The sequence below is a fragment of the Mesorhizobium sp. B2-4-13 genome, from assembly GCF_006658535.1.
GTDB classification, from domain to species: Bacteria; Pseudomonadota; Alphaproteobacteria; order Rhizobiales; family Rhizobiaceae; genus Mesorhizobium; species Mesorhizobium australicum.
The window spans coordinates 347,477-370,663 of sequence record NZ_VFVB01000003.1; the positions used below are offsets into that span (position 1 = coordinate 347,477).

At 61.2% G+C, this 23,187-nt stretch carries 22 protein-coding genes and 1 pseudogene; 10 read left to right on the forward strand and 13 right to left on the reverse strand.

Features of this window, described 5'->3' with window-relative positions; all coding sequences use genetic code 11:
* Nucleotides 1-17 precede the first annotated feature (17 nt).
* The 4 genes from FJ936_RS31150 (at nucleotide 18) to FJ936_RS09680 (ending at nucleotide 4,413) form a co-directional block, all read left to right on the forward strand.
* The gene (locus tag FJ936_RS31150; protein WP_141906499.1) at nucleotides 18-2,027 is read left to right on the forward strand and encodes a DUF2817 domain-containing protein; all 2,010 of its coding nucleotides are present in this window, start codon (nucleotides 18-20) and stop codon (nucleotides 2,025-2,027) included.
* 75 nt (nucleotides 2,028-2,102) lie between these two features.
* A complete protein-coding gene (locus FJ936_RS09670; RefSeq protein WP_140716619.1) occupies nucleotides 2,103-2,900 on the forward strand; it encodes a transporter substrate-binding domain-containing protein in 798 nt (265 codons plus the stop codon).
* 77 nt (nucleotides 2,901-2,977) lie between these two features.
* A complete protein-coding gene (locus FJ936_RS09675) occupies nucleotides 2,978-3,691 on the forward strand; it encodes an ABC transporter permease subunit (protein WP_181763128.1) in 714 nt (237 codons plus the stop codon).
* On the forward strand, nucleotides 3,688-4,413 hold the full coding sequence (locus tag FJ936_RS09680) for an ABC transporter permease (RefSeq protein ID WP_141906501.1): 726 nt from the start codon (nucleotides 3,688-3,690) through the stop codon (nucleotides 4,411-4,413). The genes FJ936_RS09675 and FJ936_RS09680 overlap by 4 nt, the downstream gene beginning before the upstream one ends.
* A 997-nt stretch (nucleotides 4,414-5,410) precedes the next feature.
* Here FJ936_RS09680 and FJ936_RS09685 read toward each other — a convergent pair.
* From FJ936_RS09685 to FJ936_RS09705, 5 genes and pseudogenes are all read right to left on the reverse strand, one after another.
* On the reverse strand, nucleotides 5,411-6,043 hold the full coding sequence (locus FJ936_RS09685; protein WP_140790650.1) for a class I SAM-dependent methyltransferase: 633 nt from the start codon (nucleotides 6,041-6,043) through the stop codon (nucleotides 5,411-5,413).
* Nucleotides 6,044-6,147: 104 nt separating this feature from the next.
* Nucleotides 6,148-6,303, reverse strand: a pseudogene (locus tag FJ936_RS09690) (nuclear transport factor 2 family protein); the annotation flags it as partial.
* A 120-nt stretch (nucleotides 6,304-6,423) separates the two neighbouring features.
* A complete protein-coding gene (locus tag FJ936_RS09695) occupies nucleotides 6,424-7,026 on the reverse strand; it encodes an NADPH-dependent F420 reductase (protein WP_140790616.1) in 603 nt (200 codons plus the stop codon).
* A 31-nt stretch (nucleotides 7,027-7,057) separates the two neighbouring features.
* Nucleotides 7,058-7,810 (reverse strand): glucose 1-dehydrogenase, encoded by a 753-nt coding sequence (locus FJ936_RS09700; RefSeq protein ID WP_140790618.1) that lies wholly within the window; start codon nucleotides 7,808-7,810, stop codon nucleotides 7,058-7,060.
* A gap of 48 nt (nucleotides 7,811-7,858) precedes the next feature.
* Nucleotides 7,859-8,593: an SDR family oxidoreductase gene (locus FJ936_RS09705; protein WP_140790652.1), complete on the reverse strand. Its 735-nt coding sequence runs from the start codon at nucleotides 8,591-8,593 to the stop codon at nucleotides 7,859-7,861.
* A 227-nt stretch (nucleotides 8,594-8,820) separates the two neighbouring features.
* On the opposite strand from FJ936_RS09705, the gene FJ936_RS09710 reads away from it, so the two are divergent.
* Complete coding sequence (locus FJ936_RS09710) at nucleotides 8,821-9,717, forward strand: LysR family transcriptional regulator (protein ID WP_140790620.1); 897 nt, start codon at nucleotides 8,821-8,823, stop codon at nucleotides 9,715-9,717.
* 64 nt (nucleotides 9,718-9,781) lie between these two features.
* Here the strand turns inward: FJ936_RS09710 and FJ936_RS09715 are convergent, their stop codons facing one another.
* The 6 genes from FJ936_RS09715 to FJ936_RS09740 form a co-directional block, all read right to left on the reverse strand.
* Nucleotides 9,782-10,522, reverse strand: coding sequence for a ribonuclease activity regulator RraA (locus tag FJ936_RS09715; protein WP_140665598.1), 741 nt, complete (start codon nucleotides 10,520-10,522; stop codon nucleotides 9,782-9,784).
* A 23-nt stretch (nucleotides 10,523-10,545) separates the two neighbouring features.
* Nucleotides 10,546-11,709, reverse strand: coding sequence for a mandelate racemase/muconate lactonizing enzyme family protein (locus FJ936_RS09720; protein ID WP_140790622.1), 1,164 nt, complete (start codon nucleotides 11,707-11,709; stop codon nucleotides 10,546-10,548).
* A gap of 33 nt (nucleotides 11,710-11,742) precedes the next feature.
* Nucleotides 11,743-12,840, reverse strand: coding sequence for an ABC transporter ATP-binding protein (locus FJ936_RS09725; protein ID WP_140790624.1), 1,098 nt, complete (start codon nucleotides 12,838-12,840; stop codon nucleotides 11,743-11,745).
* A gap of 10 nt (nucleotides 12,841-12,850) precedes the next feature.
* A complete protein-coding gene (locus FJ936_RS09730; RefSeq protein ID WP_015319199.1) occupies nucleotides 12,851-13,741 on the reverse strand; it encodes a carbohydrate ABC transporter permease in 891 nt (296 codons plus the stop codon).
* Entirely contained in the window at nucleotides 13,738-14,697 is a 960-nt protein-coding gene (locus FJ936_RS09735; RefSeq protein ID WP_015319198.1) for a sugar ABC transporter permease, read from the reverse strand. Before FJ936_RS09735 ends, FJ936_RS09730 begins: the two co-directional genes overlap by 4 nt.
* Nucleotides 14,698-14,770: 73 nt before the next feature.
* Nucleotides 14,771-16,249 carry a sugar ABC transporter substrate-binding protein gene (locus FJ936_RS09740; protein WP_015319197.1) on the reverse strand — a complete coding sequence of 493 codons (1,479 nt, stop codon included), beginning with the start codon at nucleotides 16,247-16,249 and terminating at the stop codon, nucleotides 14,771-14,773.
* A gap of 177 nt (nucleotides 16,250-16,426) precedes the next feature.
* On the opposite strand from FJ936_RS09740, the gene FJ936_RS09745 reads away from it, so the two are divergent.
* The 5 genes from FJ936_RS09745 to FJ936_RS09765 all read left to right on the forward strand — a co-directional run bounded on the left by FJ936_RS09745 (nucleotide 16,427) and on the right by FJ936_RS09765 (nucleotide 21,412).
* On the forward strand, nucleotides 16,427-17,137 hold the full coding sequence (locus FJ936_RS09745) for a GntR family transcriptional regulator (protein WP_141906502.1): 711 nt from the start codon (nucleotides 16,427-16,429) through the stop codon (nucleotides 17,135-17,137).
* A 56-nt stretch (nucleotides 17,138-17,193) separates the two neighbouring features.
* Nucleotides 17,194-18,360 carry a mandelate racemase/muconate lactonizing enzyme family protein gene (locus FJ936_RS09750; RefSeq protein ID WP_140877765.1) on the forward strand — a complete coding sequence of 389 codons (1,167 nt, stop codon included), beginning with the start codon at nucleotides 17,194-17,196 and terminating at the stop codon, nucleotides 18,358-18,360.
* Nucleotides 18,361-18,415: 55 nt separating this feature from the next.
* Nucleotides 18,416-19,774 (forward strand): mandelate racemase/muconate lactonizing enzyme family protein, encoded by a 1,359-nt coding sequence (locus tag FJ936_RS09755; RefSeq protein ID WP_141906503.1) that lies wholly within the window; start codon nucleotides 18,416-18,418, stop codon nucleotides 19,772-19,774.
* Between the two features lie 102 nt (nucleotides 19,775-19,876).
* On the forward strand, nucleotides 19,877-20,203 hold the full coding sequence (locus tag FJ936_RS09760) for an NIPSNAP family protein (RefSeq protein ID WP_141906504.1): 327 nt from the start codon (nucleotides 19,877-19,879) through the stop codon (nucleotides 20,201-20,203).
* Nucleotides 20,204-20,212: 9 nt separating this feature from the next.
* Nucleotides 20,213-21,412, forward strand: coding sequence for a mandelate racemase/muconate lactonizing enzyme family protein (locus FJ936_RS09765; protein WP_141906505.1), 1,200 nt, complete (start codon nucleotides 20,213-20,215; stop codon nucleotides 21,410-21,412).
* Between the two features lie 112 nt (nucleotides 21,413-21,524).
* On the opposite strand, the gene FJ936_RS09770 is transcribed toward FJ936_RS09765, so the two are convergent.
* Nucleotides 21,525-22,118: a DJ-1/PfpI family protein gene (locus tag FJ936_RS09770; protein ID WP_015319191.1), complete on the reverse strand. Its 594-nt coding sequence runs from the start codon at nucleotides 22,116-22,118 to the stop codon at nucleotides 21,525-21,527.
* Between the two features lie 67 nt (nucleotides 22,119-22,185).
* Nucleotides 22,186-23,136, reverse strand: a complete 951-nt coding sequence (locus FJ936_RS09775; protein WP_140665623.1) for a substrate-binding domain-containing protein — start codon at nucleotides 23,134-23,136, stop codon at nucleotides 22,186-22,188.
* Nucleotides 23,137-23,187: the final 51 nt, after the last annotated feature.

Genomic DNA, 23,187 nt, shown 5'->3' on the forward strand with positions numbered 1-23,187 from the left:
TGCCGGAACCACAGAGAATGAACGGATTGACCGCCAGCCGTCCAGTGGGATCGACCACGCGCCCTGACGAGCCGACCCCGGCCCATGCCTGTGATTTCGGCGCCTTGCGCCAAGAATTTCGCCAAGCGGCCGAGCGGGCGGGCGCGGAGCTGTCTGAATATGTCCATCCGCTGAACGGGCCTGATGGCGGGGCGCTGGCGACGGATGTGGCACTGCTTGGCCGTCGCGGCGCGCGCAAGCTGATCGTGCTTATCTCCGGCACGCATGGTGTCGAGGGGCGGTTCGGCTCGACCTGCCAGACCGCCTGGCTCGGCCAGAAGAACCTGCGGCGCTTGCCTGACGACACGGCAATCCTAGCCATTCACCTCATCAATCCGTGGGGCACGGCGTGGTCGCGGCGCGTCAACGAAGACAATGTCGACCTCAACCGCAACTTCATCGACTGGTCTTCGAGTCCTCCGGCCAACAACGGCTATGCCGGTCTGCATGACGCCCTGGCATACCGCGAATGGGAAGGGCCGGACCGCATAGCGGCCGACGAGAAGCTGGCCATGGCGCGCAGGAGGCTTGGACATGCCGGGCTGGCGGCGATCGTCGAGGCCGGCCAGTATGAGTTCGCCGACGGGATGTTCTATGGTGGCGGCGGCCCGGTCTGGTCGAACAGGACGCTGAACGAAATCCTGAAGACCTTTGCCCGCGAGGCGCGTCAAGTCATTGTCTTTGATCTGCATACGGGGGCAGGGCCCTACGGCTATCCGGCGCTGCTTTCGGTGGCGAGTTCCGAGCATGCTGGCCTTGCCTGGGGCAAATCCATTTTCGGGCCGGCGCTGTCGACCGTGCTGACCGGCCCGGGCGCCAAGACAGGCACCGGCATCGCTGCGACGGCGACCGGCTATGTCTCCGACGCCGTCCGCAAGGCAATGCCGAACGCGCGCGTGCTGCCGCTTGTGGTCGAATGCGGCACGCTGAACGGTCCGGCCGTCATGGAAGCGGTGCAGGCCGACAACTGGCTGCATCTGTTCGGCAAGCCCGACTCGCCGCTGGGCAAACGGATCCGGGACACGCTGCGCTCTGCCTTCATTCCGGACGATCCAGATTGGCAGCGCGCTTGCCTGTCCAGCAGCCTGCGCCACTTCGACCGCGCGCTGGCGGACCTGAAGGCTGTCGAGCTGGATCAGGACGAAGCCATCAAAGGCGAACCGCCGCCGCCCACAATTCGCGCTGGGGTTGCCGATCCGGTGCCCGCCGACGAGGCGAAGACCACGACGCCGGCCGTGCAGATCGACGAGCTTCACAAGAGCTTCGGCTCGCTTCTGGTGCTGAAGGGCGTCAATCTCACCGCTCACGCCGGCGAAGTCATTTCCATGATCGGCTCGTCAGGCTCGGGCAAGAGCACGTTCTTGCGCTGCATCAACCTTCTGGAACAGCCGGACGGCGGCAAGGTCGCCATCGACGGCGAACTCATCAAGATGAAGCCGCTGTCCAACGGCCGTCTTGGGCCGGTCGACATGGCGCAGGTCGAGCGGATCCGCGCCCGCGTCGGCATGGTGTTCCAGAACTTCAATCTGTGGCCGCACATGACGGTGGTGGAGAACATCGTCGAAGCGCCCCGGCATGTGCTGAAGGAGCCGCGCGATAAAGCCATCGAACACGCGCACGCGCTGCTGCAGAAGGTAGGGCTCGCCGACAAGCACGCCCATTATCCCGGCCAGTTGTCCGGCGGCCAGCAGCAACGGGCGGCGATCGCGCGCACACTGGCGATGCGGCCCAAGGTCATCCTCTTCGATGAGCCGACATCGGCGCTCGATCCCGAGCTGGTCGGCGAGGTGCTGCGGGTGATCCGTCAACTGGCGGAGGAAGGCAACACCATGATCCTCGTGACGCATGAGATGCAGTTCGCGCGCGAGGTCTCCCACAAGGTTCTGTTTCTCCACCAGGGAAAGGTGGAGGAAGAGGGTGCACCAGCGGAGCTGTTCGGCAGCCCGCGCTCGGAGCGTCTGCGCCAATTCCTGGCACGGACACTGTGAGGCAAGCCCGCATCCTCGAAGCGTCCGGTTCGCACCGGACAACGACAATGAAGATCAACAACAAGGGGAACTGATATGAAACTGAAAGTCTTCACGCTGCTCGCATGTCTGGCGGGAAGTATGGGCAGCGCATTGGCGGCCGAGGGCGAGCTGTCGATTGGTACGGAAGGCGCCTACCCGCCGTGGAGCATGTCCGACGCCAATGGCAACGTGACCGGTTTCGACGCCGATGTCGGCGCATTGCTGTGCACCAAACTCGCGGTGACCTGCCATTTCGTCGTACAGGCGTTCGACGGTCTGATCCCGGCGCTGAAGGCCAAGCGCTTCGATGTCATCATCTCGGGCATGTCGATCACCGCCGACCGCAAGAAGGAGATCAATTTCAGCGTCGGCTATGCCGAACTGGCCAACATGTTCGTCGCGGCCAAGGGTTCTGATCTGGCCGCCATTACCGATGTCGACACCCTGCTGAAATCGCTCGATGGCAAGAAGGTCGGCGTGCAGGCCGGCACCACGCACGCGCACTTTCTTGAGAAGCGTGCGCCGAATGCCGACCTGAAAACCTACGACACACTCGACCAGATGCAGATCGACCTTGCGAGCGGCCGGATCGATACGGCTTTCGCCGATCAATCCGCCTTGCAGGATTTTCTGGACAAGCCGGATGGCAAGAACTTCCAACTCATAGGTGTTGAGATCAAGAGCACGTTCGACCCGACGCTTGGCGAAGGCATCGGCGTCGGCATCGCGCAGGATAACACCGAACTCAAGGCCAAGATCGACAAGGCGCTTTGCGAGTTGATCGCGGACGGCTCGGTCGGCAAGGCCAGCCAGAAATGGTTCAAGACGGACATTTCCCGGCCCTGCAAATAACGCCTTGGAATTCTGGCATGCGCCCGGACAGCCGGGCGCATGCGTCTCATTGGCACGACAGACTTAGGGCAACTCAGATGGAATTCGGTCTTTGGCAGGTTTGGGAAGCGGGTTGGGTGACCGCCATCCTGCGTGGCGCGTCGATCACAATCCTTGTGGGTTTCGTCAGTATGGCGGCCGGTATGGTGATCGGCATCGTCTGCGGGCTGATCAAATGGGCCCGAATATTTCCGCTTTCGCTGCTCGTTGATGCCTATACCTCGCTGGTGCGCGGGGTGCCCGAACTTCTCATCATCTACCTCCTGTTTTTCAGCTCGGTTGAATTCGTAACCAAGGTCATGACCGCGTTCGGCTATGCCGGTGTCGCGGAGAGCGGCTATGCGTTCGTCATCGCGGTCATCGCCATCGGCGCGATCTCCGGCGCCTATTCGACCGAGGTCGTGCGCGGGGCTCTGGGCGCGATCCCCGATGGGCATATCGAGGCCGCTCGCGCCCTAGGACTGTCGGGCGCTCGGATCTTTCGCCGCATCATCGCCCCGCAGATGCTGCGCATCGCGGTTCCCGGCATCAACAATGTCTGGCAGACGACGATCAAGGACACCGCCTTGGTTTCTGTGGTCGGCCTTCAGGAGTTGATGCGCATTTCCTTCATCGGCGCGAACTCCACCCGCCACCCGTTCATCTTCTACCTGATTGCGGCGGTGGTTTATCTCGCCATCACGCTTGTAAGCCAGGCCGGCTTCGACAGGATCGAACGCCTGCTCAGGCTACGGACGAGAAAAGCAGTATGATAGACCTCATCCAGCTTGCAGTTCCCGTTCTGCTCAAGGGCCTATGGGTCACAGCCGCGCTGACCTTCGTTTCGGTGCTGATCGGCTTCAATCTCGGTCTCGGACTGGCGCTTATGCGGCTGTCGTCGAACTGGCTCCTATCGGGCTTCGCCAAATATTACAGCAACGTCTTTCGCGGGACTCCGCTGCTGGTGCAGATCTTCCTGTTTTACTACGGGCTCGGCCAGCTTTCCCTGATCAAGGACAACGCGACTTTGTGGTGGGTGATCAGCGACGGATCGCATTGCGCCGTCCTGGCGCTCGCCCTGAATACGGCTGCCTACACATCCGAGATCCTGCGCGGCGGATTGATGTCGGTTCCGGTTGGTCTCGTCGAGGCGGCTCAGGCGTGCGGCATGTCGCGCATGCTGCGGTTCCGCCGCATCGAGTTCCCGCTCGCCATCCGCCAGGCACTGCCGGCCTATGGCAACGAGCTGATCCTTGTCGTCAAAGGCACCAGCCTCGCCTCGACGATCACGGTGCTCGAAATCACCGGTTACGCCAAGCGGCTCATGAGTCAGACCTTCGCGATCTTCGAGATATTCGCCATTGCCGGGGTGCTCTACCTAGTGATCAACCTGCTACTGATCGCGATTGTCCGTGTCATTGAACGCTTTCTCATGCGGCACGAGACGTCTTCTCGTCGGAAACCGGTAGCGCTCACCCAAGTCAATCTACCGTGATTTCGTCACATCCTAAGATTGGCTGTTTGATCTCCCCGCTCCGTGCGACCCATCGTCATCAATAGCCCGGGACCGCATTGGCCTTAGGGTTCGCGACCCGAAAGGTTGCCCCTATCTCATTCGTCCACCGTCCCCTGGAGAATGCAATCCTCGGCCAAGAGCGATTTCGGGCCCAAACTACCGCTTTCTCTTTGGGCTGCTCCGAACGCGGGCCATCCGTGTCCGGCCACATTTCGGCCAATCACAAAGTGAGTCCTGGGCCACTCGGGCTAAATTGTTATCGAGCCAGTAATCAATCTCGTTCGTGGTTTTCGGGTTCGCCAGACCATACGAGATCTTACGAAGGATATGGGCTGGCTAACCATCCGCTAAACCATTGATTTGTCCTTGATGAGATCACACGCTCCGGGCCTCGAACCCCGGGGGGCACTGTAGGCCGGTCTGTCGCTTCGACTTATGGTTTAGTGACGGTACTTTTCGGACCAGCCCTGCACGCGACATTTGGCCCTCAATGGTTCAAAAATCGCCGACTGTCCCCGATAGTTGCCGAAACCGCGAAAAAATATTTGCCGCGATTTTCCCTTTAAAATCAACAGCGTAACTTTTTGATGGCCTGAGTGTCGGAATTTCTGGCGCTGTGGAATAAATTTGGTAGCAATTTCAAAATGTTATATGCTGTTGAAACAAAAATGTTATATGCTGTTGAAACAATCGAGTGGGAGTGAGGGATCCTAGGTCGCCGATAGCGCCGATAGACTCTAGACTAGGCGACCCGCAGATCTGCCGCGAGGCCTGGCCTGCCTTACCGAATCCTGCAATCGCATAGCTCACAATCTTCTCTGATCCGCGTTGACACTAATTTTCTCCTCTTCAGTAGGGCTGCGTCACACCAGCACCTTTGCTCAAGAGAACGGACAGCCAAGGCCCTTCCGTGTGGAAACGGCAACGCTTTCACGCTTGCGGGAGCTGAGCTCACTGTAGGACGAATGACTCACTGTTAGGGCCTCAGAAACCGATAGGCGAGACGATCGGTCTTGCCCTTGATCGAAGGATCGAACACCTTGATCGAGTGCGGATCGTCCTTGTTCGCCAGCATGGTGCTTTCCGCGTCCAGGATGAAACCGGCCGCCTCCACCTCCTCGCGAACGGATGCAGGCTCGATCCGATGTAGCGACTGTGCCTCGCTCGTGCCGGCCCCGACGGCGGCGGCGTGGTCCACGATAACGTAGGAACCACCGGGCTTCAGCCGCTCATAGACGGCTCGATTGAAGTCGGCTGCCGTCGCGCCCCTGGCCTGAATCAAAGCGGTGTGGAGATCGTGGTAGAACAGATGCAGCCATATAACATCCGCTGGCTGCGTGACCTCCGGCATCGCCACAAGGTCCGCCGAGACGGCTTCGATGTTCTCTCGGCCCGGCTCCTTCGCGAGCGTCCGCATGCGGCCGACCGGATCGTCCTTGAAGTGGGCGACTTCGGCCGGCACGAAGCTGTAGACACGTCCTTGGGGTCCCACGATGTCTGAGAAGACGCGGGTCCAGTCGCCGTCGCCCGGGTAGACGTCGATGACGGTGAAGCCCGCATCCGCGCGTGCGAACCGGATCAACTCGGATAGCTTGGATTGGTCGTACATCGAGATCTCCTTTCGATTGAGCATTCGACGAGCGCCAGCGTGCGAGGGGGCGATCCACGGCTGATCCGCCGTCCACCACATTCGATGGCCGCAGACGGCAAGCGCTACGCCGGTCCGGACGCGTCCATCTGCGAGGCGCGTGCCAGTGCTTGTGTGTCGACGTATTCCCGGATGTTGGTCAATCTGCCGTCCCGGACCGTGATGGCGAAGGTCCAGTCGTCCTCGAACGTCTTGTTCGTGGCCTTGATCCTTCCCCTCGCGGAGCCCCTCACGGTCTGGATGGTCTTCTCGATAGTCATGGGAATTTCCCTATTTCGCGCGGACCGGATCACGCTCGGTCCGGTCCGTGCATCGTGACCCTGCCGGTGGGCAGGTCGTGTTCATCGGTCGAACTTGACCAGGTCCTTGAAGATCAGATGACCCCAGCTATTTCCGCGCGCCTGGACCAGCAGCCCACCTTCCGAAAGCCCGCCAAGTTTGATCGGCGAGAAGCCGAGATTTTCCGCGAGCGTACCAATCTCCGCTGCGGCAGCGTCATCGTCGCTCGCCAGGAACACGACTCTCCTGCCGCCATGCACTGCTGAATCTTGGTCAAGGGTGGCAGCGCCCAAATGGTTGAAGCCCTTGACCAGTCGTCCACCGGGGAAAGCCTGCGCGATGAACTTGGAAGAAGGCTGTCCTCCCAGCTTCTCAGGGGGCACGCCGTAGGCATTGGTCACATCGACGATGGTCTTCCCCTTCCAGGTGGACAGCGCCTTCGCGACATCGGGATGCGACTCGAAGCGGACTGCCAAAAAGATGATGTCCGCCCTGAGCGCGTCCGCCAGCTTTTTGGGGATGATCGTAGGCCCGATCGCGGCCGCGTCCGCGGCAAAGCTTTCCGGGTCGCGCGTGGTTGCGACGGATACCTCGATGCCCTTGCGAGCAAATGCCTTGGCGAGGGCTCGGCCGATATTGCCGAAGCCGATAATTGCGTAGCTCATGATGTTTCTCCGATCTTGTGTGATGCTGAGGTCAGACCTGGGCCATGCCTCCATCAACGGCGAAATCTACGCCGGTGATGTAAGAGCTTTCGTCAGAAGCAAGGAACGTGACGGCAGCCGCGATTTCCTCTGGCTTGCCCCTGCGACCCATTGGGATCTGTGAAGCAAACTGGGCGGCCGCTTGCTCGGCTTGCTCGGGGGTAAGGCCCGTCGTTGTCGCCAATGCCGGGGTCTCGATTGGTCCGGGACTCATTGAATTCACGCGAATTTTGCGATCTTTCAGCTCCAGTGTCCAAGCGCGCGCGAAGTTTCGCACCGCCGCTTTGCTCGCAGCGTAGGCGCTGAACCCTGGCAGCCCCAACACGTTGGAGACCGAAGAGGTCAGGATGATCGAACCGCCGTCACTGAATAGTGGAAGCGCCTTCTGTACCCTGAAAAACAACCCCTTCACATTCACATCGAAGGTTTGGTCAAAATGGGCCTCAGTCGCTGCCGCGAGAGGTGCGATTGTCCCCGCGCCTGCGTTCGCGAAGAGAATGTCGATGTAGCCGTGTTTCTCTTTCACGACGGCATAGACCCGGTCCAGATCCTCCAAGCGCGACACGTCGCCTGCGACCGTCGTAACGTTTCTCTCGATGAAGGCCGCGGCCTCCTTCAGCTCTTTCTCTCGTCGCCCGGTGATCACGACATGCGCGCCTTCTTCAACGAAGCGCTTGGCTGTCGCCAAGCCGATCCCGCTGCTTCCGCCGGTGATGACAGCGACCTTATTTTCTAACTTTTTCATGATCTTCTATCCTTCGTTGTGTGGGCCAGGCGCGGGAACGCGCCGGCGTCAGAGTTGTGCCAGGCCGCCGTCGACGGCGACCTCGCTGGCAGTCATGAAGCTGCTGTCCGACGACGCGAGAAAGGCAGCCACCGCCCCGATTTCCGCCGGATCGGCCATGCGCTGGAGCGGAGTCATCGAGGCGAAGACCTTCTGTCCTTCCTCGCCCAGCGCTTCCTTCGCGAGGTCGGTCGCGGTCGCCCCGGGCGACAGCACGTTTACGCGGATGCCGGTGCCCTTCAGGTCCTCCGCCCAGGTCCGCGCGAGGTTGCGGACTGCCGCCTTGCTCGCGCTGTAGGCAGTGAACCCCGGGGCGCCCGTTGTGCCGGCGCTCGATCCGGTCACGATGATTGACCCCCCCGGACCCATCAGCGGCAGCGCTTTCTGGACCGTGAAGATCGTACCCTTCACATTGGTGTCGAAGGCTTCGTCAATGTGCTCGGCGGTGATCTGGCCGAGCGAAAGCGGGCCTCCAGCCCCGGCATTGGCGAAGACGATGTCGAGGCTTCCGCGCTCGGCCCTCACCGCAGCGTAGAGCCGGTCGAGGTCGGCCTCATCCGAGACCGAGCCTTTCACCGCGCGGGCATTGGGCCCGAGGTCCGCCACAGCGGCGTCGAGCGCTTGCTGCCGGCGGCCGAAGATGAAGACGAAGGCGCCTTCCTCGATGAAGCGCTTTGCAGCGGCGCGGCCGATGCCGGTAGCGCCGCCGGTGATCACGGCGGTCTTTCCATTCAGTCTGTTCATGTCGTGCGTCCTTCGTTTCGCCATCTCCGGGTCTTTGGCTGTACGGTGGGTCAACCCGAGCCTGAACATGGGATCGCCGAAGTCGGGCGGTGAGTGCGAAATCGTGCACATCGGTGGTGCGAAAACGATCCAGTCAGACGATTGAACGCCGCAACAATCACACGCATTGCGGCTCGGCGTGCTAGAATGGGCTTCGGAAGGCGCAGCTGGCGGCGCGGGAATGCACCATGATTGACTGGGATGACGTTCGCTACTTTCTTGCCGCCGCGCGCGGCGGCTCAGTACGGGCTGCCGCCGAGCGCCTCGGGGTGTATCACTCGACCGTGCTGCGACGCATCGCTCAACTCGAGGAACGCCTCGGGACGCGGATGTTCGAAAAGCTGCCTTCGGGCTACCGCCTGACGGCTGCGGGCGAGGAGGTCCTCGAGCTCGCGAACCAGATGGAAGCGTCGTCGCACCAGCTGGAGACGCGCGTCTTCGGTCGCGACCAGAGCGCGCGCGGGCTTTTGCGGGTGACAGTTCCACCGTTCCTCGCCACACACCTGCTCATGCCGGATCTCGCCGACTTCGCGCGTATGCATCCGGATATCGAGATGGAAATCTTGACCACTGGCGAGGTGGCGAATCTGACAAACCGAGAGGCCGACGTCGCGATCCGCATTGTCGCCGACCGCAAGACCCTGCCGCTCAATCTTCACGGCCTGAAGGGACCGGAGGTGTTCAGCGGCGTCTACATGTCTCGCGATCGACTACCCGCGTTGCGTGCGGGCACGCCTGATCCCCTCCGGTGGATCGCAATAGACAATCATGGAATTCCGGACTGGGCGCGCGAGGGAGAAGTTCACATCACGGGAGCTCCGTTCAGGACTCCGGATGCCGAGACGCAGATCATCGCGGCGCAGCAAGGGATCGGGATGACGAAACTGCCGTGCTTTGTCGGAGATGCCGACCCCCTGCTCGTGAGGGTGCCGGGCACCAACCCGCCCATGCATGGGACACTCTGGATTCTCACGCAGGGGGAGACACGCAAGACGAAGCGCGTTCGGCTTTTCACGGAGTTCGTATCCCGCAGGCTCGCCGCGTACGCTCCGCTTATCGCAGGACTGTCCGTAACGCGTGACTAACGCCCGTCTGGGACTTGGCGGTTCGCCTGCCGTTCATGAGACATTTCGGGATCTCGATCGTCCATCAAAATTTTGGGTTGGTTGCCCGCCAAGCCTCGTACTCTTCGGTCGCACTTGGGTGCAGCGGATAATAGCGTTGCAACGACCCGCCCTCCATGAGCTTCATGCGTGAGAACTCCTCCCAGTCGTGATGTTTCTGGGATTCTTCGATCACCTTCGCGGCCATCGCAAGGGGTAGCACCACCACCCCATCATCGTCGGCGACGATGATGTCGCCGGGGATCACGGTGACACCGCCGCAGGCAATCGGAACGTTGACGGCATTGGGATAAATGCTGGTTTGCACATGGTAGTTGGGCGTCCAGCCGCGCAGCCATAGGGCCAGATCGAGCTTTTCGACATTGGGCCGGTCGCGCATGCAGCCGTCGATGACGATGCCCGCGCCGCCTCTGCCCTTGAAATACGTCGACATCATATCGCCGAAGACGCCCGAACTCATGTCGCCGCGCGCATCGACCACGACCACATCCCCTTCCTGTGCGTGGTACAGCACATGCCGGTGCAGCTGTGTTTCCGGATCGGCATATTCTCCCTCGTTGAAAAGATCGGGCCGCTGCGGCAGGAACTGCAGCGTCAGCGCCGGCCCGACGATCGATCTCCCGTGGTTCTGCGCCACCGGGCCGACCATATGCGGATTGCGGAAGCCCATATGGCCAAGCGTGCCGGCAACCGTCGCGGCGCCGATCTCCTTTAGCGCGTCGATCAGATCCTTCGGCGGCCGCGTGATGTCGGAAGTATGCGTCATTGTGGACTCCGATTGAAAGGGAACTACCAGTTCGTGACAGAACCATCGCGGCGCTTGAGGTGGGGCGCTTCCCAGAAACGGAAGCTCTGCGCCTGGACGGCCTCTTCGTTGACCTCGACGCCGAGCCCCGGCAGATCGCCCACCGGGTAGTCGGGGCCGTCGAGCCGTGGTTGCACCGGGAAAAATTCGGAATTGTCGAAGCCGAGCCTTGCTTCGGGGGCCCTGGTTTCGAGCCACGCGAAGTTGGGGACCGCGGCGGCCAGATGCACGGTCGCGGCCGTGCACACTGGACCAAGCGGATTGTGCGGCATCAGGTCCACATAGTGCGCCTCGCTCCAGCCAGCGATTTTCATTGCCTCGGTGAACCCGCCGGCATTGCAGATATCGAGCCGGTTGAACTGGTGGATGCCGCGCTCGATGTAGGGCAGGAACTGCCACTTGCTGGCAAATTCCTCGCCAATGGCGAAGGGGATGTCGGTCATCGTGCGGAGGGATTCGTACGCTTCTGGCGTCTCGTCGCGTATCGGCTCCTCGAGAAAATCGAGCACGCCGCGGTCGAGCTTGTTGCAGAAGCTCGCCGCCTCCGCCACCGACAGCCGATGATGATAGTCGATGCCGAGGACGACATCGTTACCCAGCGCCCGGCGCGCCTTGTTCAGCATGGTCGCGGTAGCGCCGATCGACTCGCGTGGCTCGAAAACATCCCTGCTGTTTTGCCCGACGGGAAAGAAGCGGATCGCCTGCCAGCCTTGTGCGCGCAGTTCGCGGGCCCGCTCGATGGCAACATCGCCCTCGGCCTCGTCTCCGGTCGAGGCGAAGGTGGGGATCCGGTCGCGCTGCTTGCCGCCCAGCAATTCGTAGACCGGCACCCCCAGCGCCTTGCCCTTGATATCGTGAAGGGCGATATCGATGGCCGAAATAGCTGCCTGCAGAACCCGACCGCCTTCGAAATACTGGCTGCGATAAACCTCCTGCCAGATCCGCCCGATCTGCATGGGATCGCGGCCGATGAGAAACTCGCGATAGTGCTCGACCGCGCCGGCCACGGCCTTCTCGCGGCCGCTCAGGCCGCTCTCGCCCCAACCGAAAATGCCCTGGTCGGTCTCGACCTTGACCAGCATCTGATTGCGCGTTCCCACCCATGCCGGATAGGGTTTGATCGCCGTGATCTTAAGTTTCGTAGTCATTCACGCCCATGTCCCACACGCATCCGCCCTGTCTCAGTTGGCCTCGAGAGCCACTTCGGTTTCACCGTCGAATAGATGCATCCGCTCCTGGTCGAACTCGAGCCAGATCCGCTCGTCGGGCGCGACGGCAATGTTGGGCGGCACGCTGACGTTGACGATGGCACCGGACAGGAACGCCTGCACGAAGGTGACGTCTCCGGTTGGTTCCACCGTGTAGACCTTGGCCGGGATGCTGCCTTGCACGGCGCTCTTGTGCAGCTTGATCGTCGAGTGGCGTGCGCCGAGCACGATTTTCCTGGTCGTTGCCCCCGTGACCTTCTGGACGTTGCGCGGCGAGAGCCCGAGGCTCCAGCCCTCCGCGCTGGTCAGCACGGTGTTGCCGTTCGCCGTCGATGTCTCCAGCGGAATGAGGCTCATTGCCGGGCTGCCGATGAAGCTGGCGACGAACATGTTCACCGGATGGGCAAAGACCTGCGCCGGTGAATCGTATTGCTGCAGGAAGCCGCCGTTCATCACCGCCATCTTGTCGGCCATGGTGACGGCTTCGAGCTGGTCGTGCGTCACATAGATGATCGTCGCCTTGAGGTCCTGGTGGAAGCGCTTGATCTCCGACCGCATCTGTACGCGCAGTTTCGCGTCGAGGTTGGAGAGCGGCTCGTCCATGAGAAACACCGCGGGATCGCGCACGAGCGCACGGCCCAGCGCCACACGCTGCTGCTGCCCGCCCGAAAGTTCGCGCGGCTTGCGCTCGAGCAGGTGCGTCATGTCGAGCACGCGCGCCGCTTCCTTGACCTTCTTGTCGATCTCGTCCCTGGGCAGTTTGCGCATCTGTAGCGGGAACGCGAGGTTCATGTAGACCGACTTTTGCGGATAGAGTGCGTAGTTCTGGAACACCATTGCGATGTCCCGGTCCTTGGGGTCGAGATCGTTGACCACCTGGTCGCCAATGAGGATGTCGCCCGATGTGATCGGGGTCAGCCCGGCAACGAGATTGAGCGTGGTCGTCTTTCCGCAGCCTGAAGGGCCGACAAGCGCAACGAACTCGCCGTCGTTGACCGTCAGTGAAACGTCGTTGACGGCCTTGAAGCCGCCATAGGTCTTGACGAGATCTTTGAGGACCACGTGGGCCATCGGCAACTCCCTAATGCTTGACCGCGCCTTCTGTCAGGGCGCGTACGAAGTATCGCTGCAGGACGAGGAACAGCACCACGACAGGCACGCTCATCATGAAGCTCGCCGCCATCAGTCCCGGAAAGTCCGTCGTGTTTTCCGAGAAGAAGCGCTGGATGCCGACCGGCAGGGTCAACTGTTCATTTTTGGAGAGGAACGTGTAGGCGTAGATGTACTCGTTCCACGCGCCGATGAAGGAATAGATCGCGGTGGCGATGATCCCCGGCGTCGAGAGCGGCATCACGATCATGATGAAGGCCTGGAACCGTGTTGCCCCATCGATACGCGCCGCCTGCTCGAGCTGCACCGGGATGTTGTCGTAAAAACCCTTGAGCAGCCAGATCGCCAGGGGCAGGCCGAAGGTGAGATAGGTCAGGATCAGCGAGCCATGCGTGTTCACCAGCCCGATCGCACGCATCAGGATGAAGAGCGGCACGAGAAAGATCACCGCTGGGAACATGTTGCGCAGCAGCACGGCGAAGAACAGGAAGTTCCGGCCGGGGAAGGTGAAGCGCGAAAACGCGTAGGCCGCGGGGACGGCAACGATCACCGAAAGGATTGTCGTGACGGTCGACACGAACAGGCTGTTCCAGAAGAAGCGCAGGAAGTCCTGGCCGACGCTGTTCTGCGGATCGAGCAGCTTCTTGTAGCTGGCAAGCGTAGGCTCGTTTGGCCACCATTGCGGCGGGAACTGCGTCGCCGCGAAGCCGGACTTGATCGAGGTGATCAGCATCCAGATCATCGGCACCGCGGTGTAAATCAGCATGAACAAGAGGAAGATGCGCCCGGCCCAGCGCCATCCGTCGACGCGCATGCGGCGATGGGGCCGGCCTCGGGAGGCTGTCTCTGCAAGCGTGCTCATGTGCTCCCCTCTTTCCGCTCGTTGCCGCTCAGCGCCCGGACGTAGAAATAGCCCAGCGTCATCAGGATGAGGAACAGGAGCACCGAATAAGCCGATGCCACGCCCCAGCGCTGGCGGCCGAAGGCGAGCTCATAGATGTGGGTTATCCAGATATGCGATGCGTTCGACGGCCCGCCTGCGGTCATGATCCAGGGGATGATGAAGGAATTGAAGTTGGCCACCGCGAGCAGCAGGATCGTCACCACCGAGACGTTGCGCAAGTGCGGGAAAGTGACGTGCCAGAAGCGCTGCCATGCATTCGCCCCGTCGACCTTGGCGGCCCGCAACAATTGCTCGGGGACTGTCTGCAGGCCGGCCATCATCATGATCATGGCAAACGGAAACTCGCGCCAGATATTGACGACGATCAGGGAGGGCAGCACCGTGCTGACGTTGTCGATGAAATTGGGTGGCCGGTCAGTCAATCCGAGGCCGACCAGCACCGCGCCGATGATGCCGAAATCCGAATGGTAGATCCACTTCCAGATATAGGAGGCGGCAACGGCGCTGATCACCCAGGGAATGATCAGGATGGCGCGCAGGACGCCGCGGCCGACAAAGTCTCGGTGCAGCGCCAGCGCCGTGGCAAACCCCAGGACAAAGGAGATGAAAGTGGATCCGAATGTCCAGATCAGGGTGTTCCAGGTTACTTTCCAGAACACATCGCTGGTGAGGATGGTGGTGTAATTGTCGAAGCCGATGAAGGTCTTGTCGCGGAGCTGCAGACCGGGCGGCGTCTTATAGAACGACAGCTCGATCGTGTAGTAGATCGGATAGGCGATGACGACGAGCATCACGGCGATCGCCGGGAGCACGTATGCGTAGTCGGCGCGATGGGCCCAGATGTTCCGCAATGCGCCTGACCCGCCGGGTTGCGATTTTCGGCGAGCCTCGGCCTTGCCGGTCACGATCGTCACTGTGGCGTGCCCTTGTTTTTCGAAAAGAACCGGCTGCGCTCTTGGCGCAGCCGGTTCGCAGGTCAGGTTGGGACTAGAGCCCGCCCATTAGGTCTTTCACCTTCTTGGCCGCATCGTCCGCTGCCTGGTCGACGGTCATCGCGCCGGTCAGCGCATTCTGCAGCATGTCCGGGACGATGATGTTCATGATCTCGGGGGATTCCGGCAGCGCCGGGAAGGGGATGCCATAGGGCAGCATCGAAGTCGTGACATCGAGGAACTTGATATGGTCCAGACGTTCCTTCATCCATTTGGTCTTGAAGCCGTTAAGATTGCCCGGGTTCGAGCCGGCATAGGCCATCTTCAGCGACCATTCGGGGCTCGCCCACATGCAGATCATCGCCTTCGCGGCCGGCTCGTCCACCTTGCCACCCTCTACATACTCGGGCTTCAGGATGTGAATGTTCGAGCCGCCGAACACGACGGCGCGCTTGCCGTCAGGACCGGTCGGGATCAGGCCGTAACGCATATTGTCGATGACGGTCTGCGCCTTGTCCTTGTCGGTCCCGGTCGCCTTTGCCTGCAGGTCGAGCATGACATTGTAGTCGGACGGGTGGGAAACCATCATGCCCAACTGGCCGGCGACGAACAGAGGCTGGTTGTCGGCCTGCTGGTTGGTAAGTGCCGAAACCGGAACCGACTTGTCGCGGACATACATGTCGTATGAGGCTTGCAGCGCCGCCTTGCTCTGCGGGCTGTCGAGCTCCACCTCCTTGTAAGTCGGGTTCGCGGTGGCTTCGTCGAAGACGCCGCCGCCATAGGCCCACAGCTGTGGCATGAAGCGATAGGGCGTATTGCCGGCATTCTTGCGAGCCACGAGGCCGTAACCGGCAATGCCGAGCTTGTCGTGGATCTGCTTGGAATATTTGACGACGTCGTCCCAGGTTGCGGGAGCTTTGTCCGGATCGAGACCCGCACGCTTGAAGATGTCGGCATTCCAGATGAACGCCATCGTCTCGTTGTTCGTTGGAACGCCGTATGTGACCCCATCCCAGGTCACGGCCTTCATGGCGCCGGGCCAGAAATCCTCGGTCGAATAGCCCACATCCTCCGGCTTGAGCGGCTGCAGATAGCCTTTCGAGGCAAATTCGGTACCGCCCAGGATTTGCAGGCGCACCGCCATCGGCGCGGCATTGCCCAGGAGCGCGGTGCGGAACTTGTCGAGAAGGTCGTTATAGGTGAGGGCCTGTTCCTCGAGCTTGATGTTTGGATAGGTCTTGCGGAAAGTCTCGAAGAAATCCTTGTAGTACTGGCGCAGCAGGTCGGGATCGCCCTCGAACACGCCCTGATACCAGAAAGTCAGTCGCCCCTTGTAATCCAGCGGCGTGACCTTGGCGCAATCGCCGGCCGTGTCGAAATCCTGTGTTCCCGCGATGGAGCGCACATATTCGGGCGACCATTTGCTGAGGTCGACCGGTGGCGCACCCAACGCCGATGTGGACATAAGTGATGCCGTCAAAATACCGACGACAGTGCCGCGCAGGACCGCACTGCCGAGCATGATCCTCGTCATAGGTATCCTCCCTGGTTCTCCGCCCTGCGATCGCGAGGATGCAGTACGGTGTATCCTCTCGACCACTTGGTACGTTTTCAGAACATGGATTGCCTGTCAACGCACCGGATCGTACATTGTTTATGGGAACCGTGCGTGATATCGGACAGACTGTGTATTAATTTGGGGAGCCGGCCCTTGGCCGAAACAGACGATTTCAAAGCAAAGCCACCCCCGGGGATCGACGCCACCGGAGCCTCCAGCGAGGGTGCCTCGCTTTACGAACTGATCAGGGAAGACATCATCGAGGGACGGCTCGCCGCCAACGAACGGCTTGTTGTGACCGATCTCGCCCGCCGCCACGGCACGTCGACCAATCCCGTGCGCGAGGCCCTGCAACTGTTGCGGGGCGAGGGGTTCGTCATCTTTTCTCCCAACCGCGGGGCGCGTGTAAGGCCCATCGATCAGGATTTCGTCCGCGATATCTACGAGATCGGAGTTCTGATCGAGCCAGCCCTGACGCGATGGTTTGTAGGTATGGCCACCGGCGAGGACATCGCCGAACTCGAACGCATCCAAGGCCTGATCGAAGAGAACAATTTCGCCAACACGTTCAGGCACAGTGAACTGGATACCGCATTTCATACGGTGATGTACCAGCGGCACTATAACCGCCATGCCGCCGAGCTCTGGTGGAAGCATCGCGAAGTGCTGCGAGCGGTGAGCCGGCGTTTCAATTTCACGCTCGCGCGGCGTGCCGCGATCATTCGTGAGCATCGCGAACTCATTGCGCTCATCAAGGCCGGGGAGGCCGACAAGGCGGCCGAACTCATCTCCCGCCACGTCGAGGGTTCCGGCCGGCATGTTCTCGAACAGATGCGTGCACGCAACGCCGCTCGGGCCGGATAGGACGAGGGGTCAGGTCTGGAACAGCGTGGTTGACCACTAGTGAAAAGGCAGTTGAAATGAAAATCACGAGCGTTCGGCCGTGGCTGATCAAGTCTGGTGCTTCCTATTGGGGGGAATTCCTGTTCGTCGAGGTAACGACAGACGAGGGAGTGAGCGGCTGGGGAGAGATCACCACCACCACGAAGCTCGCCAACCGCGCCCTCTGCACGATCCTTCGACAGATCGGAGCCGCCGTGACAGGCGAAGATCCGGCGCGTATCGAATGCCTCTGGCACAAGATCTTCCGCGGCTTCACCTATATGGGTAGCCGTGGCGCCGCGGTCGAATGCGTGAGTGCGATCGACATAGCCCTCTGGGACATCAGGGGCAAAGTCCTCGGCAAGCCGATCTACGAGCTGTTGGGCGGGCCGGTCCGCGATGAGATCGCGCTCTACACCCACCCCAACCAGGCCAAATTCACCAGCAAGGACGCTGTGGTGCGCGAAATCCTGGACATCGTCGAGTCCGGACATACTGCTCTCAAGTTCGACCCCTTCCCCCACCAGGGTCGCGATGCCGACGGTGTGTCGCGCGAACAGCGGGACGGCTATCTCGACGGCGGCATGACCCGCAAGGACGAGCGCGAGGCTGCCGAACTCACGGCTCTGATCCGCGAAACGGCAGGCCCCGACATCGACATCCTCATCGATGCGCACGGCCGCTTCGATGTTCCGACCGCCATTCGCCTCTGTCGCAGCCTCGAGGAGGCCGGCCAGATCGACTGGTTCGAGGAGCCATGCCCGCCCGAGAGCCTTAACGCCCTCAAGCAGGTTCGCGAAAAGGTCAGTGCCGCTATCTCTTGGGGCGAGCGTGGCCACACAAAGTGGGATTTCGTGCCGGTTCTCGAGAACAAGCTCGCCGACTACATCATGCCTGACGTCACCTGGACCGGCGGAATTACCGAACTCAAGAAGATTTCCGCCCTGTGCGAAGCCTACTACATCCCAGTCTCGCCGCATGACGCCGCGGGACCGATCAACGTGGTTGCGGGAGCGCAGGTGATGATGACCGTTCCGAACTTCTACAAGCTCGAAACGTCGGAGTGGAATTTGGGCAAGTACGATCATCTTATCGACGAGCCGCTCGATGTTTCGAACGGTAGCCTCAAGCTCTCGTTGAGGCCGGGTCTCGGCATCGAGATGAACCGCGATTACCTGCAAGCCCATGAGATCGAACTGGGCTAGCAACGCAATCGACAGCATGCGGGCGACAACCCGCAAATCAGAACGGGGATAAGTCATGCCAACGACCGATGGAGCCGACGAGGCCCTCAACCGGGTCAACACCGACTCGAAGCCGTCCGAGCTTCGCATCACCGACATGCGGGTGGCCGAGATCGTCGGTGCGCCGTTCACCTCGGCGCTGCTCAAGATCTATACCAATCAAGGCATCGTCGGGCTTGGCGAGGTGCGCGACGGCGCCAGCGCCACCTACGCGCTGATGCTGAAGAGCCGGCTGCTTGGCGAGAACCCTTGCGACATCGATCGCCTGTTTCGCCGCATCAAGCAATTTGGCGCACACGGTCGGCAGGGCGGCGGCGTCTCGGCGGTCGAGATCGCGCTCTGGGATCTCGCCGGCAAGGCCTATGGCGTTCCCATCTACCAGATGCTCGGCGGCAAGTTCCGCGATCAGGTGCGCGTCTATTGCGATACCGATGCCGAGAAACCGAGCGGCACCGAAACCGGAAAGCGCCTCAAGCAGCGCATGGACCGTGGTTTCACCTTCCTCAAGATGGACCTGGGCTTGATGCAGATCGCCCATGTCCCGGGCGCCGTATCCGCGCCCGCCGGCGCGCTCGAAGGGTTTCATGCCAATCCGCGCGGCCGTGGCGGCACGCTTGAGGAGCGCAAGGCCCGCAATCTCGCCTACGACGCGCAGAACGTGCAGCACCCGTTCACCGGCCTGCATTTCACCGAGAAGGGGATCGACCTGCTCGAGCAGTACATCCACGAGGTTCGCGAGGTGATTGGATACGAGATCCCGCTCGCCATCGACCATGTCGGCCATATCTCGCTGCAGGACGGCATACGCCTGTCGCGTCGCATCGAGAAATACGTACCGGCCTGGCTGGAGGATGTGATCCCCTGGCAACACACCGAGCAGTACCGACAATTGCAGGGGGCCACGACGGTGCCGATGTGCACCGGCGAAGACATCTACCTCAAGGAAGGCTTCGAGCCGTTGCTCAAGAGCGGCGGCCTCTCCGTCATCCACCCGGACCTGCTCACCAGTGGGGGTATTCTCGAGACCAAGAAGATCGGCGACATGGCGCAGGATCACGGTGTCGCCATGGCCATCCATATGGCCGAAAGCCCGATCGCCGCGATGGCCGCCGCGCATGTCGCGACCGCTACCGAAAACTTCATGGCCCTCGAATACCACTCCGCCGATGTCGAGTGGTGGGACGATATCGTCACCGGCCTGCCCAAGCCGCTCGTCAAGGACGGCTTCATCACCGTGCCCGACAAGCCGGGGTTGGGCATAGACGATGTGGTCGACGAGGTGATCAGCCAGCACCTGCAGCCCGGTGTCACCGGGATATGGCAATCCACCGAGCATTGGGACAATGAATATAGCTGGGACCGGACCTGGAGTTAGCCCAGACTCCTGCCCTCACTCTCCTTGGCTCACAGGGCCGACGACTGACCATTCGTGTCGACCTCTCCCAAGGGAGAGGCGAAGAAAGAAACGGACGAAACCATGATCTACGAACTGCGCATCTATGACTGCCTGCCGGGCAGGCTGCCGGCTTTGCTCAAGCGCTTTTCCGACCAAACGCTGGCCATCTGGGAGAGGCATGGCATCCGCCAAGCCGGGTTTTTCACCACGGCAATCGGCGAAAACAGCAATCGCCTCACCTATTTCCTAGCCTGGAAATCACTGGCCGAGCGTGAGGCGAAATGGACGGCTTTCGTCACCGATCCGGCATGGCACAGGGCCCGGGACGAGTCCGAGCGCGACGGGCAGATCGTTGCCAATATCAGCAGCCAGCTGCTCACGCCGACAGCTTTCTCGTCCGTGAGATAGGACTGCGGCATGAAAATCACCGATCTCCGCTGTGCCGTCATCGGGCGGCATCCCATCGTTCGCGTCGTCACTGACGAGGGCCTCTACGGTCTGGGCGAAGTCGAGTTCACCAAGACCTATCTCAAGCCCTTTGTGCTGCATTTCCGCGAGGCGCTGATCGGCGAGGAGCCGACCGATGTCGAGCGGGTCATGTTGAAGATCCGCCAACGCGGTTCTTTCAAGCCTTATGGCGCGGCGGTCAGCGCTATCGAACATGCGCTTTGGGACATTGCCGGCAAGGCCGCGGGCGTGCCGGCCTATAAGCTGCTCGGCGGCAAGGTGCGCGACAAGGTACGCGTTTATAACGGCTCGATCCGCCAGAAGCGCACAGGTGACCGGCCGGAGGACTATGCCGCAGACGTCAAATGGATGATGGAGCAGCCGCAGAACTTCTTCATGGTTAAGCAAGGCATCTCGTTCCATTCCAACATGAAGGACAGCATCGAGGACTTCCATTACGGCGTGACGCAGAAGAAGGCCGGCTATCACGGTGCCATGGATCAGGGCGTGATCAGCGAACGCGGTTTCAACCACATGCTCGACTGCGTGATCGCGATGAAGGAAGTGCTGGGCGATAAGGTCAGCCTGGCACTCGACTGCGGCCCGGGCTGGATGCTGCCCGATGCGATCAAGTTTGCCCGCGCGGTCGAGAGGTACAATTTGATGTGGCTGGAGGACATGCTGACCGGCGACTATGTGCCGTGGGTCAATCCGCAGGCCTACCGGGAACTGACCACCTCCACCTCGACGCCGATCCATACCGGCGAGCAGATTTACCTCAGGCACAATTTCAAGGAGCTGATCGAGACACAGGCGGTGCGCGTCATCGGCCCCGATCCTGCCGACATCGGCGGCATTGCCGAGCTCAAATGGGTCGCCGAGCACGCCTATATGCACTCGATCCTGATGGCGCCGCATGGCACGGCGAATGGCCTGCTGGGCCTGGGCGCGCTGATCAACGTCTGCGCCACCTTGCCCGCCAATTACGTGGCGTTCGAATACCCCAGTGCCTCGGACCCCTGGTGGAACGACATCGTCATTGGCCTGCCCAAGCAGATCGTGAAGGACAGCATGGTGGATCTGCTGGAAGCACCAGGGCTAGGCCTCGATATCGACGCCGAAGGCGCCAGGAAGTATTTGCTGGCGGAGGATGCCGGATTCTTCGATTGACCGGCGACGGTGGCCCTCGATCTCATCGACCGAGGGCCCGCTTCAAAGACTCGTGGATGCACATCCCATCACAAACAGAAGCCGGCGCATTGTTGACGCGCGCTGACCTTGTTTAATTATGGCGAATCTCGGTCCCGAGCACCTTCAGGCATTCGCGGATGAAGGCAGCGAGGGCTGTCCATCCCTTGGCCGACACCATGGTTCCGTCGACATACGCCTCCGTCGGCGACAGGTCGATGTAGGTGCCGCCGGCCAGCGTCACTTCCGGTTCGCAAGCGGCGAGCGCGCCGACCTTCTTGCCGCGCACGACACCGTCCACGGCAATCAGAATCTGGACCCCATGGCAGATCGTGAAGATCGGCTTCTGGGTATCGTGGAAGTGGCGCACCATGGCTTGCACCCGTTTGTCGGTGCGGATGTATTCCGGGCCGCGGCCGCCGGCGCAATATACGGCGTGGTATTGATCGAGCTGCTTTTCCGCCTCGGCAAACGTCTTGTTGATCACCTGAAAATGGCCGAGCTTTTCGGTGTAGGTCTGGTCGCCCTCGAAGTCGTGCAGGGAGGTCTTGATGAGGTCTCCTGCCTTCTTGTCCGGGCAGACCACGTGGACCGTGTGACCGACGGCTTCCATTGCTTGCTGGTAGACGAAGATCTCGTACTCCTCGGTGAACTCGCCGGTGAGCATCAATATTTTCTTGCCTGACATGATCATGTCCTCTGTCGTGTGAAAGGGGCGGGGCGAGTCATGCTGCGCCCCGCATTGATTGCGTTCTTCAGAACGGAGAGTCGGGGAAGAAGTATTCCTTGGCGTTGTCCTTGGTGATCAGCGGCGCGTCCAGCTTGACGGCGCCGCGAACCGGGGCCTGGCCAACCAAATTGGCCATGGTCATGTATATGGCCGTCTTGATCATGGACGGCGGGTAGGGAGTCTCGACGGGGGTCATGGTGTCGCCGTCGATGACCTTCTTGACGATGTCCTTCATGCCGTTGCCGCCAAGCGCCAGCTTGATATCGGTGCGGCCCGACTGCTTGACCGCCTCGAGCACCCCCAGCAGCATGTCGTCGTCGTTCGCCCACACCGCGTCGATATGCGGATATTTGGCGAGGTAGTCCTGCATCAGCTTGAAGGCTTCGTCGCTGTTCCAATGAGCGTACTGAATGTCGAGAACCTTGAGGCCGGTCCCGGCGATGGCGTCCTGAAAGCCCTTGATGCGCTCGTCGTCGATCACCGTTGGGATGCCGCGCAGGACAACCAGGTCGCCCCTGCCGCCAAGCTTGTCGATCATGTATTTCGCGGTGTTGCGCCCGACGGCGATGTTGTCGCCGGCGACGTAGAGGCCCTGGATGGTCGGGTCGGTCAGGCCACGGTCGACGACGGTGATGAAGGTGCCCTTCTCCTTGATGGCCTTGACCGGTTCGGTCAATTCTTCCGAGGAGTAAGGCAGGATCACCAGCGCATCGATCTTGCGTGAGGCGGAGAGATCCTCGATCGCCGACACCTGATCGGCCGCCGACGGCGACGTCTTTACGATGACCTCGACGCCGGGGAAAGCCGCGTTGATTTCCTTGGCGGCCGTCTGCGCGTGATAGACGACGCCGGCGGTCCAGCCGTGGTCGGCGGCCGGTATCGAAACGGCGATGACTTTCTTGTCCTCGGCCATGGCATGGCCCGTGAGCAGCAGCGTGCCGAGCGCGGCCGCAGCCATCCATTTTTTACTGAACATTTTCTTCTCCCAGATTGGACCTGCAAAGACGCACCCGTGTGGTCCGGACAC

What these genes read in the sequence shown, in the direction of transcription:
- FJ936_RS09700 (WP_140790618.1), bottom strand. Translation starts at nt 7,810, where the DNA reads ATGAAAAAGTTAGAAAATAAGGTCGCTGTCATCACCGGCGGAAGCAGC.
- FJ936_RS09770 (WP_015319191.1), bottom strand. Translation starts at nt 22,118, where the DNA reads ATGTCAGGCAAGAAAATATTGATGCTCACCGGCGAGTTCACCGAGGAG.
- FJ936_RS09705 (WP_140790652.1), bottom strand. Translation starts at nt 8,593, where the DNA reads ATGAACAGACTGAATGGAAAGACCGCCGTGATCACCGGCGGCGCTACC.
- FJ936_RS09675 (WP_181763128.1), top strand. Translation starts at nt 2,978, where the DNA reads ATGGAATTCGGTCTTTGGCAGGTTTGGGAAGCGGGTTGGGTGACCGCC.
- FJ936_RS09725 (WP_140790624.1), bottom strand. Translation starts at nt 12,840, where the DNA reads ATGGCCCACGTGGTCCTCAAAGATCTCGTCAAGACCTATGGCGGCTTC.
- FJ936_RS09750 (WP_140877765.1), top strand. Translation starts at nt 17,194, where the DNA reads ATGAAAATCACGAGCGTTCGGCCGTGGCTGATCAAGTCTGGTGCTTCC.
- FJ936_RS09775 (WP_140665623.1), bottom strand. Translation starts at nt 23,136, where the DNA reads ATGTTCAGTAAAAAATGGATGGCTGCGGCCGCGCTCGGCACGCTGCTG.
- FJ936_RS09680 (WP_141906501.1), top strand. Translation starts at nt 3,688, where the DNA reads ATGATAGACCTCATCCAGCTTGCAGTTCCCGTTCTGCTCAAGGGCCTA.
- FJ936_RS09720 (WP_140790622.1), bottom strand. Translation starts at nt 11,709, where the DNA reads ATGACTACGAAACTTAAGATCACGGCGATCAAACCCTATCCGGCATGG.
- FJ936_RS09710 (WP_140790620.1), top strand. Translation starts at nt 8,821, where the DNA reads ATGATTGACTGGGATGACGTTCGCTACTTTCTTGCCGCCGCGCGCGGC.
- FJ936_RS09685 (WP_140790650.1), bottom strand. Translation starts at nt 6,043, where the DNA reads ATGTACGACCAATCCAAGCTATCCGAGTTGATCCGGTTCGCACGCGCG.
- FJ936_RS09740 (WP_015319197.1), bottom strand. Translation starts at nt 16,249, where the DNA reads ATGACGAGGATCATGCTCGGCAGTGCGGTCCTGCGCGGCACTGTCGTC.
- FJ936_RS09760 (WP_141906504.1), top strand. Translation starts at nt 19,877, where the DNA reads ATGATCTACGAACTGCGCATCTATGACTGCCTGCCGGGCAGGCTGCCG.
- FJ936_RS09670 (WP_140716619.1), top strand. Translation starts at nt 2,103, where the DNA reads ATGAAACTGAAAGTCTTCACGCTGCTCGCATGTCTGGCGGGAAGTATG.
- FJ936_RS09730 (WP_015319199.1), bottom strand. Translation starts at nt 13,741, where the DNA reads ATGAGCACGCTTGCAGAGACAGCCTCCCGAGGCCGGCCCCATCGCCGC.
- FJ936_RS09755 (WP_141906503.1), top strand. Translation starts at nt 18,416, where the DNA reads ATGCCAACGACCGATGGAGCCGACGAGGCCCTCAACCGGGTCAACACC.
- FJ936_RS09765 (WP_141906505.1), top strand. Translation starts at nt 20,213, where the DNA reads ATGAAAATCACCGATCTCCGCTGTGCCGTCATCGGGCGGCATCCCATC.
- FJ936_RS09715 (WP_140665598.1), bottom strand. Translation starts at nt 10,522, where the DNA reads ATGACGCATACTTCCGACATCACGCGGCCGCCGAAGGATCTGATCGAC.
- FJ936_RS09695 (WP_140790616.1), bottom strand. Translation starts at nt 7,026, where the DNA reads ATGAGCTACGCAATTATCGGCTTCGGCAATATCGGCCGAGCCCTCGCC.
- FJ936_RS31150 (WP_141906499.1), top strand. Translation starts at nt 18, where the DNA reads ATGAACGGATTGACCGCCAGCCGTCCAGTGGGATCGACCACGCGCCCT.